Below are 15,026 nucleotides of genomic sequence, written 5' to 3' on the forward strand. Positions count from 1 at the left end.
GGTCACCTCGAGGTAAATACTTAATTAAGTAGTTAGTCCTATTTTACATAGGGATTAGGTCTAGTTGTCGCGCAACAGCGACAGCAGAAGTTCGATTATTTACCCCAAGCTTGCCAAAAATATTTTTCAAATGCCATTTAACGGTGTTTAAGCTAATGAACAGCGTTGTGGATATTGTATTATTTGTGCAACCCGCGGAAATAAGCCCTAATATTTGACACTCTCGATCACTGAGCGGTTCAATTAAACCTGCAACAGGGCTAATGCTACTACTAACTTCAGTATCTTCAGATTTTTCGGTTACGATTGATAGAGTAACGTCTTCCAAAAAACTCCTTTTGGAAGACGACCAACTTTTGATTTTACTCTGTCGTAAGTCGAGCAGTAAGGAGTCTATTTCACTACCTTCGTCAACAAAGCAACGCACGGAATGATTAGGCGCAGCAATCGCCAGTGCCTCATCAACTAGCGTTCGCGCTTTAATTTTATCTTGTAAAAATCGTGCGCGAGCTTCAAGAATATAACATTCAAGTACCCGCATTCCCCAGCGTGACTCTGTGGCAAGTTTGCGTAACTCAGCCAACACTGGAAGTGTAACTTCGGGTCGTCCTGTGGCTATTTGTAATCTCGCCCAAGTCAGTGCATTGCGGCAAGGTTTGCGTTCCCATTCTGCCGGTAATGATAAAGTGTAGGCGTCTACATCTATGTCATTAATCAGTGCATGGTCTAAGGCTTCATTTAAACGCTCTGCTTGTAAAAGGTAAGCAATGCGAGCACCAACAACTAACGCTTGATGGCGTTCATAAGGAGCACCCCAGCGAGCGCCAACAGCGGCAATTAGATCGTAACAACGCATTGCCGCACGATGATCACCGTGCAAACCACTTATTCGAGCCAGTGCGGTATAACCAAACACGAGTAATTTAGTAAAGCCAACTTCGCCAATTAAAGGAAGATTAGGCTGTAAACACTCTAACGCTTCATCAATTCTATTCCATTGATACAGTACAATACCCTGAATTACTTGCGGTATTGGCGCGACATATTTTTCTTTTGAAAAACTTCTACTTTCAGGTGAAAATCGTGCAAAACAATGATCTAAGTTGCCATTAGAAAAGTCAGTTAGCGCTAAGAAACATTCTGAGTAAATAGCACCAAACTCCGAGCCGGCTAATAAATGATAGTGCCTAGCGTCAGATAAGGTTTTTGCTGCCGGACCAAATTCACCTAATTCCGATAGCGCATAACCTAGAAAGTTACCGGCAAGTCCACGCTCAAAGTCACTTAAGTAATAAAATTCATCTGAGAGTAGTTCAATTATTTTATGAGGATCGTCTCTGGCAATTGCTATGCCAGCAGATAATAAACGTGTTTGCTCTCTTAAGTATTTGTATTCGTCTGATGCTACCGAGGCTTCTTGCCTATCGACCAGTAAAATCATTTTTGACAGTATATCGTCGCTCTCATCGGCGCTATTTGCGTGGTAGAGTGCGGTACCAAGTAAGTATAATATTTTAGGATTTTCGTTACGCACGTCATCTGGAATTCGGCGAATCCAAGCGATAACCTGTGGCATACGCCCAGCCATTAACTCTATCCATGATTGTTGCTCTACCAAGGTTGTTACAATGTTAAAATCACCGGCGAGTAAACCGTATTCAACAGCCTCACCCGATAAATTTTCTTTTTGAAACCATATTGCTGTTTTGCGGTATAAGCCAACCAGTTCACCAGGATGGCGTCGGCGTAATTCAGCCAGTAAAAATTCGTGAAAAAGTTGGTGATAACGATACCATGTACGGTTTTGATCTAGCGGAGATACAAATAATCCATCACGCTCAATTTCTTCCAGCATTTTCGGAGCATTTTCGTCGCCGGTAAGATAAGCTGCAAGATCGCCATTAATGCGATCAGACACCGAGGTTCGTAATAAAAATTCTTGTACCGCTTTGGGTTGTTGGTTTAGTACGTCACTTGCTAAATATTCGGCAATATCCTGTAAGCTACCCGAAAAAGATTCTATAAATCCGTCTCGTCGCGCTGGATCTCGAAGTGATAAAGAGGCAAGTTGTAGACCGGCAACCCAGCCCTCACTATGTTGGTGAATCTTTTCAATTTGATCGTTGTTTAAGGCTAAATTACGAATTTCCAGGAGAAATTCTGACGCTTCAGATAAGTCGAATCGTAATTGAGCAGGCGTTATTTCTCGTAGCTCATCTCTAACGCGTAGTGCGGCCAAACCAAACTGTGGTCGTGTTCTTGAGGCAACAATCATCTGAAAGTTTTCAGGTGCAAGGTTTAGCAATAATTCAATTAATTCATCAGTTTCACCACCACTAACACAATGATAATCATCAAGGATTAGAATTAATGGCGCTTCTGTTTCGCGTATGTCTTCAACCAAATCGCTCAGTGTACGAGTGACATCAAGTCGAGCGCAAGCACTAATAATTCTCGCAGTTCTAGTACCAAATGTTGGTATGGCATATTTAATTGCTTCTACAATATTTCTTAGCAAATTAGAAACACTGCAGTCGTCAGCACCAAGAGATATCCAAGGCACTAAATAACCGTCAGACAATAAGCTCTCTCGCGACTGAGTAAGCAACGTTGTTTTACCAAAACCGGCAGGCGCGGCAACCAATGTTAGTTTTGGCTCGCGTCTGTCTTTATTTGAGTTTAATAGCGTATGCCGGTTCATCATTTTTGAACGGCTAATGGGAGTAATAAATTTAGTTTTCATACCAATGACAACTTTTTTGTAAACTATTTATCATGTTATATTAAAAACAACTCGCTATGTACTTTAACTTCGTTATTCTCCTGTAATTCAAGACGTACCAAAGTGTTCGGCAAAACGGCTACCCATTTCGAAGTATCTTCATCTAATGGCTCTGATACAACAAGAGTTCCGTCTTGTGTATGGTGAATATATAAGGATGGAGCGTAGGTATCTGATGCCCATCTTACTACCCGTAAAGTTTTTCCGTCGGTCACGGCAAATGTTGCGCGAAAGGATTCTTGGATGTTCTGTTTACGTCGTAATTCATCAACGACATTAATTGCTTTTCGAATGGCTTTATCTGGATCTTCTCGAAGGCCAAAAGTAATCATCAGTTGAAAGAGTAGTTCGCTATCGGTACCACCCTCAATACAGTCAAAACTCTTGTCTGATAACATAGATAAAAGTTGTCGTCGTAAAAGGTGAAAACCACCTATTTGTCCGTTGTGCATAAATAACAATCGACCTGCACGAAATGGATGACAGTTTACTAATAGGTTACCTGCGCCAGTGGAGGCACGAACATGTGCAAAAAAAACATCACTTTCAATAACGCGCGTTAATTCGCGTAAATTAGTGTCTGCCCAGGCAGGACCCGCATCTCGATATAATCCAGGTGTACTCGGTTTCCCGTACCAACCTAAACCTCCGCCGTCTCCATGAACTCCAAGTTTTGCTTTATGTGAATGTAGCGCCTGTTCACACAGGGAATGTGGACCATCATATAGAAATTGTTCTATAAGTCTGGGTTCTCCGATATAAGCCAACCAACGACACATTAGTTTTGTCTATCCTATTATTATTGCGCGAAATAAGTCTACTTGCGCCTATTAAAAGGATAGTCTTTAGGGTATCACAGCAAACCACCCCTAAGGGTAGTTGTACAGTTATCGAGTATAAGGACATAATAGCTGCAAACTACTGTTTGAGAAGCCGCATGTTAAATTACTTGAAAATAAACGCTCTGCGCCTAGGAGCCTGTAAATGCTAGCGCTTGTAATTAGGCGAATATTAGCAACCATTCCGGTCATGGCAGTTGTCGCCATCATCGTATTTTCACTGCTATATTTAACGCCCGGTGACCCAGCTGCCGTACTTGCAGGGGAACAAGCTTCTATAGAAGATATCAATCGTTTACGTAGTACACTTGGTCTTGATCAGCCTTTTTTGGTTCGTTTTAGTCAGTGGATCGGTGGTGTATTTCAAGGCGATCTCGGTATCTCTATCTTCTCTCAACGACCTGTTATGGAATTGATTGTCCAAAGATTAGAGCCGACCATCGCATTAACAGTTGCCTCATTATTTATTGCCGTAACAATTGCAGTACCACTTGGTGTTATTGCCGCATGGCGTGCAGGTGGGTTGATTGACCGTATGGCGATGAGCTTCGCGGTACTTGGTTTTTCGATACCAGTCTTTGTATTATCTTATATCCTCATCGCGGTCGTTTCTGTTGATTTAAAGCTCTTACCGGTGCAAGGATATGTCCCCATTGCTTATGGTATTGGCCCTTTCCTAGAACATCTGATTTTACCTGCGTTATCACTCGGTATTATTAATGCTGCGCTTATTGCCAGAATTACTCGTACCACCATGCTTGAAGTACTTAACCAAGATTATATTCGTGCAGCCCGAGCTAAGGGACTATCAGTCCGTAGAGTTTTGATTAGACATGCGTTAAAGAATGCTGCTATTCCTATTGTTACCGTTATAGGTATCAGTTTTGCTCTTTTGATCAGTGGTGTTGTAGTGACCGAAACTGTTTTCAATATACCAGGGCTAGGCCGTTTAACGGTTGACGCTATTCTTCGTCGAGATTATCCCGTGATACAGGGAGTTATATTGGTATTTTCTGCAACCTATGTCGTGGTTAATTTACTTATAGATCTCAGTTATAGTTTATTTGATCCGAGGATTAAATATTGAGTATTTCAGCAATAACACAAACGCCATCTTCGCCTACGGGTCTTATGCGGATTTGGAAGCGATACCCTAACGTTATTATTGGTGGCGTTATGTTGGGAATCGCAGTATTTGCAGCGCTTGCAGCGCCGTGGTTAGGCACCATTGACCCACAAACAATTGCCCCTTTTAACCGATTAGAAGTCCCAGGTACCGAATTTTGGTTCGGTGGTGATTTAGTTGGCCGTGATGTTTATAGCCGTACTGTCTATGGAGCACGTATTTCTCTTGCTGTTGGACTTGGTGTTGTTGTTATCGGTATTTCTTTCGGCCTGCTCATTGGTATTCTTAGTGGTTTTGTCAGTTGGGTTGACCAGATACTGATGCGAGTAATGGACGGTTTAATGGCAATACCTTCTATTTTACTTGCCGTGGCATTAATTTCTTTGACTGGTGCCAGCTTGAAAAATGTCATCATTGCTATTTCAATCGCCGAAGTCCCTAGGGTTGCTCGGTTGGTTCGTAGTGTTGTATTGCAATTAAAAGAACGACCTTATGTAGAAGCCGCGATTACAGCAGGTACACCTTTTATTCTCATCTTATGGCGACACATACTACCTAATACACTGGCGCCTCTACTTGTACAGGCGACTTATATATTTGCTTCTGCGGTGTTGACTGAAGCAATATTGAGCTTCATTGGTGCTGGTACTCCGCCATCAATACCTAGTTGGGGTAATATAATTGCGGAAGGTCGTACAGTATTTTCTATCGCGCCACACATCGTGATGTTCCCAGGAATAGCGTTATCGTTTACTGTATTGGGCGTGAACCTGCTAGGTGATGGCTTACGTGATATTTTTGACCCTCGTTTTGTGAGTCGCACATGAAAAAATTAACCCCCTTACTCACTGTAGATAATCTTTCGGTCACTTTTCGTACCGAACGAGGTAAAGTGCCAGCAGTACAAGATTTTTCCTATACTTTGAATGAAGGTGAAACCTTGGCGATTGTTGGTGAATCCGGATCAGGAAAAAGCGTGGGTGCACTTGCACTGATGCGCTTGATTCCTAATCCACCAGGTAACATTGATAGCGGCTCTATTAAGTTCAAGAATCGAGAGATTCTCAGTATGTCTGAGAGCGAAATGCAAAAGATTCGCGGTAATGAAATCGCGATGATATTTCAAGAGCCGATGACTAGCCTTAATCCTGTGCTGACTATTGCCGAGCAAATTTGTGAAGCGGTGCAGCTACATCAACATCTTGATAAAAAGGCTGCCCGTGCTCGTGCACTAGAAATGCTGCAGTTTGTACAGCTTACCGAACCTGAAAAACGATTGGATCAATACCCTTATGAACTTTCTGGAGGAATGTGTCAGCGTGTCATGATAGCAATGGCGCTAGCTTGCACTCCTTCAATACTTATCGCTGATGAACCCACAACGGCGCTTGATGTAACAATACAAGCACAAATTCTGGATTTAATGCGCGATTTAAAAAATCGTTTAGGCACTGCTATTCTTTTAATTACTCATGATCTTGGTGTTGTTGCTGAAATGGCGGATCGCGTTATTGTGGTTTATGCCGGAAGAAAAATTGAAGAGGCTCCTGTTCGCGATTTACTGAGAACTCCCAAGCATCCTTATACTTTAGGGTTACTTGGTGCAATGCCTCGGCTGGGCGACACCAATTCTCAGGCTCGGCTAACAGAAATACCAGGTACAGTTCCTTCATTGCTTGAACCAATCATAGGTTGTGCTTTTGCTCCCCGTTGTTCATTGGCGACAGAAAAGTGTCGAACAGATGCACCTGAATTACAACCTGTTGGCAACACTGGCCACTTGGCTGCCTGCTGGCATAGCGACAAAGTTGGAGTACCACGATGAGTGATATATTAGTTGTCAAAGATCTTGTTAAACATTATGAGATTGGTGGCACAGGTATTATTGACCGAATGCTTGGTGGAAAAGCGAGTGTTGTACGCTCAGTTGATGGTGTTAGCTTTAGTATCGCCGAAGGTGAAACGTTAGGCCTTGTCGGTGAAAGTGGCTGTGGTAAATCAACGGTAGGGCGCTCAATTTTGCGTTTAGTTGAACCGACACAAGGTACCATTGAATTAGCAGGGCAGGATATATCACATGTTTCTGAAAAGGTATTACGTCCCTTACGAAAACATTTACAAGTGGTTTTTCAAGACCCTTTTGCATCACTAAACCCTCGTCGCACTGTTGGTCAAACGGTTGCAGAGCCAATTGGTAATTATGATTTAGCAACAGGCGACGAATTGAATAATCGAGTACGCGACTTATTTGAACGTGTCGGTTTACGTGCTGATCAGGTAGATAGATACCCACACGAATTTTCAGGTGGTCAACGACAACGTATCGGTATTGCTCGTGCGTTGGCAACCAATCCTAAGCTAATTATTCTTGATGAACCTGTATCGGCGCTTGATGTATCAGTACAAGCACAGGTGATTAATTTACTTGTGGATTTACAAAAAGAGCTCGGTATTGCTTATCTTTTTATTGCTCACGATTTAGCCGTTGTTGAGCATATCTCGACACATGTTGCGGTAATGTACTTAGGTAAAGTTGTTGAGATTGCCGATAAAAAGAGTCTTTTTAATTCACCTAAGCACCCCTATACCAAAGCATTATTATCTGCGGTGCCAAACAGTGACCCTGATGCTATAAGTAATCGTATTGTTTTAAAAGGTGATATACCAAGCCCTACAAACCCTCCTTCTGGTTGCCGTTTTCGTACTCGTTGTCCTATCGCTCAACCGATTTGTGCAAGCGAAGAGCCTGCTTTAGAAATACAGTCATCGGGACACAAAACTGCTTGTCATTTCGCTAAAGACGAAGTTTAGACAAGAGCATTGCTTAGCCTAAAACATAGACTAAGCAATGCGTATTCACTTATTAAGTTGGAAGGTAAGGTTTTTTCTTAACATTCCAAAAAACAGTGCTACCTGGTACTTCGAGCATACCTGATATACGTGGGCTATAAGCAACGGGAGCGAACCATTGACCAATTGGTACATAAGGTACTAATTCATAAGCACTAGTTTGTATTTTGTCTGCTAATTTCTTACGTTCAAGTTCATTAGGGGCATAAGGGTACTGTTCAATTAAAGCTTGATGTTTAGCATCGCATGGCCAACCAGGCCAAGCATCTTCACAGTTTGCGTGCATAGGCACATTGCCAATAGGGTCAGTAATATTACCGCCTGGCCAATAAGTTAAACCGAGATCCCAGCCGCCGTTTTGTGGACTTGAGCGATTGATACGTCGTGAACCCATAGCACCAAAATCCATTGCTTGTAAGTCAACATTAACACCAATTGATCTCAAATCGTCAGCAAGTACTAGTGTGGCTAGGTTCATAAATTGAATATCGGTTGGGTGTAGAATTACCACAGGACGGCCGTCATAACCAGAAGCAGCCATTAATGCTTTGGCTTTTTCACGATTTTTACCGAGACCTTTCGGAACTCCCGCTTGGCTTTCAAGTGGAGAACCACAGACAAAGAATGCGCTGCAGTTATTTGTTACTTCGGGGTCACCAAACATAGCTTGTAAATAGCGGTCTTGATCAATTAGATATAATAAGGCCTGACGTGCGCGAGGATCATCAAACGGAGGGTGTAAATGGTTCATTCGTAGCATGCCTTGAAACCCAAGGGTATCGGCACGTTGAATTACCACGCCTGCATCACGTAATAATGGTAAAAACTCAGGTGATGGGTTTTCAAAAAAATCTATCTCGCCGTTGGCAAGTGCTAATACCGCAGACTGAGGGTCACGGATATTGAGCCATTCTACAGTATCCATGTAAACGTGTTTTCCACCCGAAGTACCATTGGGTGTTTCATTGCGTGGTATATAATGCTGGTTTTTGCGGTACACAACTTTTGCACCTGGAACCCAAGCGGCAGTGTCAAAGATATAAGGGCCAGAGCCAATACTACTTTTGATTGATGTTGATGAATCAGTTGCTGCAATACTTGCAGGCATGATGGCAGCAACCGGGCCACCAGTTTTAGATAATGCGTGCAACAATAAGCTATAAGGTTTATTAAGCTTCCAAACAAATTTTTGTGTATCAATTGCTTCAAGTTGCTCTGTTACAGCAAATATTTGTCGACCGTAAACATCGCGCTGCCCCCAACGTTTAAGCGAAGCAATAACGTCTTTGGTCGTTACTGAGCTCCCATCGTGAAATAACAGTCCATTACGTAAAGTGAACTCCCAATTTAGTTGATCCTCACTAACATTCCAGTGTCCAACCATTTGAGGTTGCGGTACACCATTGATATCGCGACCGAACAAAAAATCATAAACCATCAATGCGTGACGTTGTACAATACCAATGGTTGTAACAATTGGGTCTAAAGATTGTAAATCGGCATGCATAACCGCGCGTAATACGTTTGATCTGTCTGGTGGAGTACAACCAGAGAGCATAATACCTGTGGCCGACGCAGCCGCAGCTACTAAAAATTCACGTCTTTTCATTATCTTTCCTCAGCCACTGTTTGGGGCTTTTCTCCGGATAACCAATAGCCCATGCTACGGTTTCCTATATTTGTTGTAGCTAACTCTAGTGACACGTTATTAATTTTCAGCTGGCGCAATTGCTCGGCCATTTCAGTCACCTTTGTATCATCTAAAGCTGCTTTCTGCATGGATTGCAGGCGCTTTGATTGTGCTAATAATAATAATTTTATATCTTCATTCATTTTTGTGAGAACTTGAATTTCGTAAGACTTTCGTAATCCTAGAAGGTTACGAACAGCAGTAAACAAGTTGTCGATAAGGCTTCGTTCTTCAGCCTTAGAAAATAATTGTTCTAACTCATCAAATACCTGTTTAACCGATAATATTAAACTTTCTGCAGTCTTTACTGCTTGTGGAGTATTGAGGATTTCAGCTTCATTAAGTGCTATAAGCAATTTAGTTGTTATTGGAAATAATTCGCTGGCTAAAATTGTTTGTGCCTGTTCATATTGCTGACGACAACGTTCTTTTAATATACCGTCGTTCGCATGCAACAAAAATCGTAATCGTCCACCAGGTTTTAATACACGACAGGCTTCGCGTAAACTTTTATTGATTGTGGAATACTCGATGGCAAATTGGCTGCCAATTGCATCAAATGTGTTAGCTTCAAAAGGTAATTTCTCCATAGCAGTTCGAGGGTGAAAAATTACATCTGATAAATGTTTTTCGGCATTGGCAACATATTTAGCTGGTGCTATGTCTGCAAGGTCTACCCCATGAATTGAAAAAGGAGGATGTTTTTTATGAGAGACCGCAACGGCTTGTACAGCTAAACTTCCGTTTCCTGTGCCTAAATCTAAAATATTGGCTCCTGCAGGTAAATTACTAAAGAATTTGCGCCATGTAGGTGCTAAAGAATCTGACTCTTCGTTAACTGGCATGCAAGAATGCAACTGGTTTGAGTGCCAAAAAACACTCCATTCCCAGAGACTATCATTCTGATTGTCCATCAAGTTACCTACTAAAAGTATGAGGTCTGTTTGTAGCAAAGAAGGTTTGTTACCTGTTTGGTATACTAACCTTCCTTGCTACTTACTTCTTTTTCTTTCTGCCTTAACTTAGAAGCGGTAAGATCCGCCTATAAATAATTCAGCACCTGTTGCATTATAGGTATCAGGTCTAGTATTTGCTCTACTTTGACGTGAGCCTAATAACGGAGGGCTTTTATCTAGCACGTTATTTACACCACCCCAAACTGTTGTGTTATCACCAAGATTATAGTTAAAGGAGATATCAAGGTAGCTGTAACCTGAAAGCTCAGGAACCGCAGACGTTGAAGGATCAGCACCAAATTGTACCTGATCAAGGGTAGTATCTTCAGACCAACGATGTCTTAAACCAAGCGTTAAATCACCATCTGTCCAAGTAACCGAAGTATTCATTTTTAATTCAGACTTAGGTTCACCACAGGTTGTACCAAATGCACCTGCACAGTCATTAACGGTATTTAAATCGGCAATAGGAGTTAGATCATAGTCATTTAGTAAAGTTGCATTGAATAAGATATTAATCTCACTAGCATCCAATTCAACTTTATAGTCTACTTGGAAATCAACCCCGGATGTTGCCAAACCACCAACATTAACATTGGTTGCAGTTACTGGGTTAAGGGTATCAATTTCACCACTAGTAGTATTACGGGTAACCGCCTGACATGCAGTGCTGTTGATGTCTTGAACTTGACTGTAGCAAATATCGAGTATGTTATTGACTGAGCCACCAAATGCGCCAATTGCGTTATCAACTTCAATATCGAAATAATCAACTAATACACGTAGGTTAGGTATGCTGGTTGGTGTAATAATAGCACTGATAGTAATGGTGTCTGACTCTTCTTCGCTTAAGTTAGGGTTACCACCAAAAACACCTGGTATTTCATTGTTTGGCTGAAGGTTTGCATTACCTACTAAGTTGGCAGGTACCCCCGTCGCTTCACAAAGACTTCTAATGGTTGCATCTGTTGCGGCACTAGGCAGAGCACAAGGATCTGTCGCAGCAACTGGAAACAGCTGTTGTCCCCCAAACGCTTCACCAAGACTTGGAGCACGAATAGCTTTTTGGAATTGAGCACCAAAAGCGAGTGAATCATTTACCATCCAGTCTAAACCAACAAGAAAGGTGCTAACACCATCTGTTTTCTCAAGATCATATTCTGAATAGCGGTAGGCTGCGGTAGCGTCTAATGACTTAATACCTGATATATCGGCTAAAATTGGCATAAACACTTCACCAAATACTTCCCAAACCTCTATTTCTCCAGCGGTTGGTTGTACGGCATTGAATCCGGCAACATCACCAGTAAGTAAGGCTTGATCAACAGCAAATACAACTTTATTCGAGCGCCATTCTACGCCAAATGAAGCGGATAAGAAGCCATTTGGCACTTCTAATAAATCTCCACTGATACTTGCACCAAAAACATTAAGTTCCGTGACTTCAGTATTGATAGTATCGATACTGATATAATCTACGCCTTCAGCCGAAATATTCGGACCAAATGGATTCACTATAGGTGCGGCGCCATCAACCGATAATATTCCTGCAGCAAAAGCAGAACTAGATACGTTACCTATTTGAGTTTGAGTATTGTCAGAACGGGCATAAGAATAGTAAAGATCATAGTTGTAATCATCGATAACGCCTTCAACACCAATTAATGCTCTGAATGAATGACGGCTATCGTTATTACGACGAGCGCCAGTTTCAACTAAACGACGATTAACACCAAGATTAACTAAACCATCATTTTGAGCAACACCTGCTTCATTAGCATCTACAAGTTGTAATACATCACTTAATTCTGAGCTGATATAAGGGTTGGTAACGTCAATAGGTAATGATGTGCTGATAAAAGAAGGGGCAAAACCAGTAGAGGTTTCGTTGTGAGTATAAGCACCTTCAATATAGAGCTTAGAGTCATCATTGATTTCATAATCAGCAAATAGCGTTAGGCTGTGGCGCTCTTGCGGTATACGTAGAAAATTATCTAAGGTGTAGTTATATAAATCATCAGGACGGGAAAAAGGGCGAACATTACCATCTGCATCTGGAATAAATCCGTCACCACCGATACCGGTAAGCCCTGCCGCGGCTAATGCACCATCTAATCCGGGAATAGCAGCAATAGCTTCAGCTGAACTTGGTAGCCCAGTAAAACGACCGTTTGGTACAAAGCTACTACCACCTGGTACTAAAACTCTATTGCCGTTGGCATCAGTACCATCAGTTAAAACAGAAGAAGAAAAATCACGATCTGTTGTATAAATTGCATCGCGATCTAAATAATTTAAGGCAATAACAGCATTACCTCTTCCATCAGCAAAATTGCCACCCATAGTTAGCGTAAAGTCTTTAGTATTGCCATCACCTTCCGCGGTTTGGTTGAATTGAGTACGTAATTCAACACCTTCGAAATCATCCTTCATTATAAAGTTAACAACACCAGCTACCGCATCTGAGCCATAAACCGCTGACGCGCCACCGGTAACCACTTCTACACGTTCAATTAGTGACGCTGGGATTGTATTTATATCAGTAGTTTGACTAGAGTCAAAAAAGGTATATCGTCGACCATTAACTAGTACTAAGCTACGAGTAGAGCCTAGTCCACGTAAGTCCAATGTTGCAGCACCTGTTGCTGTTGGGTTTGCAGTAGAGTTTGTTGAGGCTGTGCCAGATGGCACAAATTGTGGCATGTTATTTAGAATTTCTTCAACGTTTTGAAAGCCTGATAATTTTATTTGTTCTGACGAAACTACATCAACTGGAATTGATGCGGCTTGTCGACCGCTTCGGATACGTGAACCAGTAACAGATATTTTTTCGATATCTTCATAATCTATTTCAGATTGCGCCGGTATTTCTTCTTGTGCAGGAACTACAGACTGTGCAGATGCATAAACGGGCGCTAAAGATGATAAAGCTAACGCTGCGGAGATCGCAGATGACAATGAATTTTTCATTCTAAATTTGAACATGGTGTAACTACCTCGCCTTAATATATTTTTGTTATAGTGATATTTTTATAGTTATTATTATTATTTGATGGCTTTGATTTAAACCTTCCTATATATAGTTGTAGGAAGTTTATTCTACTCAAATTAAGATACTCCTTAGCAACAATCGCTATACCACCCAAAGGGGTAGTTTATTGATATCCACTCTTTCGGGTAGTGCTGTTAGTTATATCATTAAGGCATACTATACAAATGAATAATATTAAACTGTATATGTGGGCTACGCCCAATTCGCGCCGGATTTCAATTCTTTTTGAAGAATTGGGTCTTAATTTTGATGTTCACCCTGTTAATATCAGAGCAAAAGAACAATTTGCAGCTGAAATTACTGATCTGAATCCATTTGGAAAAGTGCCAATTGTTGTTTGGCAAGAGTGTGAAGAGCAACGCCTTTTATTTGAATCAGGTGCAATTCTAATACACTTTGCTGAAGCAGGTAAACAATTTCTTCCTGCTGAAAGTAAAGAACGTAGCGAAATACTTTCGTGGTTAATGGTGGCATTAACTGGATTAGGACCGCATAGTGCATCTGCACATTATTGGTCTGATTTAGCGGTAGAGAAGTCACCTCAAGCGCTAGATTATCATGTGAATTTTACTGCACGTGTATATCGCCTATTAGATGATCGACTTGCAGATAATGAATACTTGGCCGGAGACTATTCCATTGCCGATATGGCCGCTTATCCTTGGATTAGCGTTAGCGAATGGACGACCCTTGATATTGAAGACTATCCAAATTTATTAAGATGGTATAAACATGTTGGTTTACGCCCAGCAGTACAGCGTGGCATGAGTTTACCAACTGGTATTACTCTAGATTAAATAATAGATTTAGCCTTATCACTAATTCTTGGTATCAATGAGAGTTAGTGATTTTTTATAACAAAATTTTTATTGTAAATTGCTGAAATAAAGATTGTCGTGGGTATAATGAACTATAGAGTTTGAAAAATAATTTAGTAGGCTATTAGTTTTTTTAGTTCCTTAAATTTAGTTTATAAAACTGAGTTCAGCCAAGTATAAAAGTAGAAGTTAAAACATCAATCGCTATAATTGATGTCCTTTAGAGTCTAATATTAACAAGTAATTAAGATAGCTTTTTAAATCGACGCGATGCTAAACCAATCATTCCTAAAGCAAAAATAGCTAGTGTAGTTGGCTCTGGAACCGAGTTAACATGACTACTTTTGAAAGTAACATCGTTTAATTCTGTTAACCGTATTGCACCACAGCTAGTACAGATAGGATCATATACATCCATTCTTAAAGTCCAATCAGTGCTAGTTGAGTTTAATTCTGCAAAGTTGAAATCTAAATTATATTTTTGCTCTATTGAGCTGCCGGTAAGATCCCATGTACCTACAATTGAATCATTTAACGAGAATTGAAAACCAAGCGTACCAGAAAACAAATTTAAATCTAAATTCATCTCAAGGCTTAATCCATCTATATATTCTAAACCTGTCTCGGAATATGTTTGACTGGCATAGTTTATAGAAGAATAATAATAATAAGAAACTGATGTTATTATAGGTTCTTCATTTTCGGCATCAAAATTACTGCTATATATCAACCCTGCGTTAGCTAAACTGCTCATCGAAAACAAAAGTATTGCAAATGTTGCTTGTCTGTAACCAAGTTTCATATAGTTATCCTATTTATGATTTTCATTTATGATTACTATTTTAATCAATAAAATAGTAATCAATCGTTCCCTGATGGGAATAATTAATTCGAACATAAAAGTAGCATAATT

11 protein-coding genes are annotated in these 15,026 nt (G+C 40.8%); 5 read left to right on the plus strand and 6 right to left on the minus strand.

Annotation, left to right across the window (positions count from 1 at the left end):
- Positions 1 to 43: 43 nt before the first annotated feature.
- Together GQS55_RS00770 and GQS55_RS00775 are read right to left on the minus strand one after the other, a co-directional pair.
- Positions 44 to 2,743 (minus strand): LuxR C-terminal-related transcriptional regulator, encoded by a 2,700-nt coding sequence (locus tag GQS55_RS00770; RefSeq protein ID WP_159817025.1) that lies wholly within the window; start codon positions 2,741 to 2,743, stop codon positions 44 to 46.
- A gap of 35 nt (positions 2,744 to 2,778) precedes the next feature.
- The gene (locus GQS55_RS00775) at positions 2,779 to 3,561 is read right to left on the minus strand and encodes a class II glutamine amidotransferase (protein WP_159817027.1); all 783 of its coding nucleotides are present in this window, start codon (positions 3,559 to 3,561) and stop codon (positions 2,779 to 2,781) included.
- 205 nt (positions 3,562 to 3,766) lie between these two features.
- On the opposite strand from GQS55_RS00775, the gene GQS55_RS00780 reads away from it, so the two are divergent.
- Genes GQS55_RS00780 through GQS55_RS00795 form a run of 4 tightly spaced genes read left to right on the plus strand, consistent with a single transcriptional unit; the run spans position 3,767 to position 7,558 of the window.
- Positions 3,767 to 4,708 carry an ABC transporter permease gene (locus tag GQS55_RS00780; protein ID WP_159817029.1) on the plus strand — a complete coding sequence of 314 codons (942 nt, stop codon included), beginning with the start codon at positions 3,767 to 3,769 and terminating at the stop codon, positions 4,706 to 4,708.
- Positions 4,705 to 5,574 carry an ABC transporter permease gene (locus GQS55_RS00785; protein ID WP_159817031.1) on the plus strand — a complete coding sequence of 290 codons (870 nt, stop codon included), beginning with the start codon at positions 4,705 to 4,707 and terminating at the stop codon, positions 5,572 to 5,574. Before GQS55_RS00780 ends, GQS55_RS00785 begins: the two co-directional genes overlap by 4 nt.
- The gene (locus tag GQS55_RS00790) at positions 5,571 to 6,572 is read left to right on the plus strand and encodes an ABC transporter ATP-binding protein (RefSeq protein WP_159817033.1); all 1,002 of its coding nucleotides are present in this window, start codon (positions 5,571 to 5,573) and stop codon (positions 6,570 to 6,572) included. The genes GQS55_RS00785 and GQS55_RS00790 overlap by 4 nt, the downstream gene beginning before the upstream one ends.
- Complete coding sequence (locus GQS55_RS00795; protein WP_159817035.1) at positions 6,569 to 7,558, plus strand: ABC transporter ATP-binding protein; 990 nt, start codon at positions 6,569 to 6,571, stop codon at positions 7,556 to 7,558. Before GQS55_RS00790 ends, GQS55_RS00795 begins: the two co-directional genes overlap by 4 nt.
- 52 nt (positions 7,559 to 7,610) lie before the next feature.
- Here the strand turns inward: GQS55_RS00795 and GQS55_RS00800 are convergent, their stop codons facing one another.
- The 3 genes from GQS55_RS00800 to GQS55_RS00810 form a co-directional block, all read right to left on the minus strand.
- Positions 7,611 to 9,206, minus strand: coding sequence for an ABC transporter substrate-binding protein (locus GQS55_RS00800; RefSeq protein ID WP_159817037.1), 1,596 nt, complete (start codon positions 9,204 to 9,206; stop codon positions 7,611 to 7,613).
- On the minus strand, positions 9,206 to 10,201 hold the full coding sequence (locus GQS55_RS00805; RefSeq protein ID WP_159817039.1) for a class I SAM-dependent methyltransferase: 996 nt from the start codon (positions 10,199 to 10,201) through the stop codon (positions 9,206 to 9,208). Before GQS55_RS00805 ends, GQS55_RS00800 begins: the two co-directional genes overlap by 1 nt.
- A 108-nt stretch (positions 10,202 to 10,309) precedes the next feature.
- A complete protein-coding gene (locus GQS55_RS00810; protein WP_159817041.1) occupies positions 10,310 to 13,228 on the minus strand; it encodes a TonB-dependent receptor domain-containing protein in 2,919 nt (972 codons plus the stop codon).
- Between the two features lie 231 nt (positions 13,229 to 13,459).
- Between GQS55_RS00810 and GQS55_RS00815 the strand changes: the two genes are divergently transcribed.
- Positions 13,460 to 14,092 (plus strand): glutathione S-transferase family protein, encoded by a 633-nt coding sequence (locus GQS55_RS00815; protein ID WP_159817043.1) that lies wholly within the window; start codon positions 13,460 to 13,462, stop codon positions 14,090 to 14,092.
- Between the two features lie 265 nt (positions 14,093 to 14,357).
- On the opposite strand, the gene GQS55_RS19925 is transcribed toward GQS55_RS00815, so the two are convergent.
- Positions 14,358 to 14,915 carry a PEP-CTERM sorting domain-containing protein gene (locus GQS55_RS19925; protein ID WP_236559713.1) on the minus strand — a complete coding sequence of 186 codons (558 nt, stop codon included), beginning with the start codon at positions 14,913 to 14,915 and terminating at the stop codon, positions 14,358 to 14,360.
- Positions 14,916 to 15,026 lie beyond the last annotated feature (111 nt).

Origin of the sequence: Colwellia sp. 20A7, from assembly GCF_009832865.1 — a bacterium.
Lineage (GTDB): Bacteria > Pseudomonadota > Gammaproteobacteria > Enterobacterales > Alteromonadaceae > Colwellia.

Excerpts from the sequence above, each read along its gene's own strand:
- GQS55_RS00780 (WP_159817029.1), top strand. The coding sequence starts at position 3,767 with ATGCTAGCGCTTGTAATTAGGCGAATATTAGCAACCATTCCGGTCATG.
- GQS55_RS00800 (WP_159817037.1), bottom strand. The coding sequence starts at position 9,206 with ATGAAAAGACGTGAATTTTTAGTAGCTGCGGCTGCGTCGGCCACAGGT.
- GQS55_RS00775 (WP_159817027.1), bottom strand. The coding sequence starts at position 3,561 with ATGTGTCGTTGGTTGGCTTATATCGGAGAACCCAGACTTATAGAACAA.
- GQS55_RS19925 (WP_236559713.1), bottom strand. The coding sequence starts at position 14,915 with ATGAAACTTGGTTACAGACAAGCAACATTTGCAATACTTTTGTTTTCG.
- GQS55_RS00795 (WP_159817035.1), top strand. The coding sequence starts at position 6,569 with ATGAGTGATATATTAGTTGTCAAAGATCTTGTTAAACATTATGAGATT.
- GQS55_RS00805 (WP_159817039.1), bottom strand. The coding sequence starts at position 10,201 with ATGGACAATCAGAATGATAGTCTCTGGGAATGGAGTGTTTTTTGGCAC.
- GQS55_RS00770 (WP_159817025.1), bottom strand. The coding sequence starts at position 2,743 with ATGAAAACTAAATTTATTACTCCCATTAGCCGTTCAAAAATGATGAAC.
- GQS55_RS00790 (WP_159817033.1), top strand. The coding sequence starts at position 5,571 with ATGAAAAAATTAACCCCCTTACTCACTGTAGATAATCTTTCGGTCACT.
- GQS55_RS00810 (WP_159817041.1), bottom strand. The coding sequence starts at position 13,228 with ATGTTCAAATTTAGAATGAAAAATTCATTGTCATCTGCGATCTCCGCA.
- GQS55_RS00815 (WP_159817043.1), top strand. The coding sequence starts at position 13,460 with ATGAATAATATTAAACTGTATATGTGGGCTACGCCCAATTCGCGCCGG.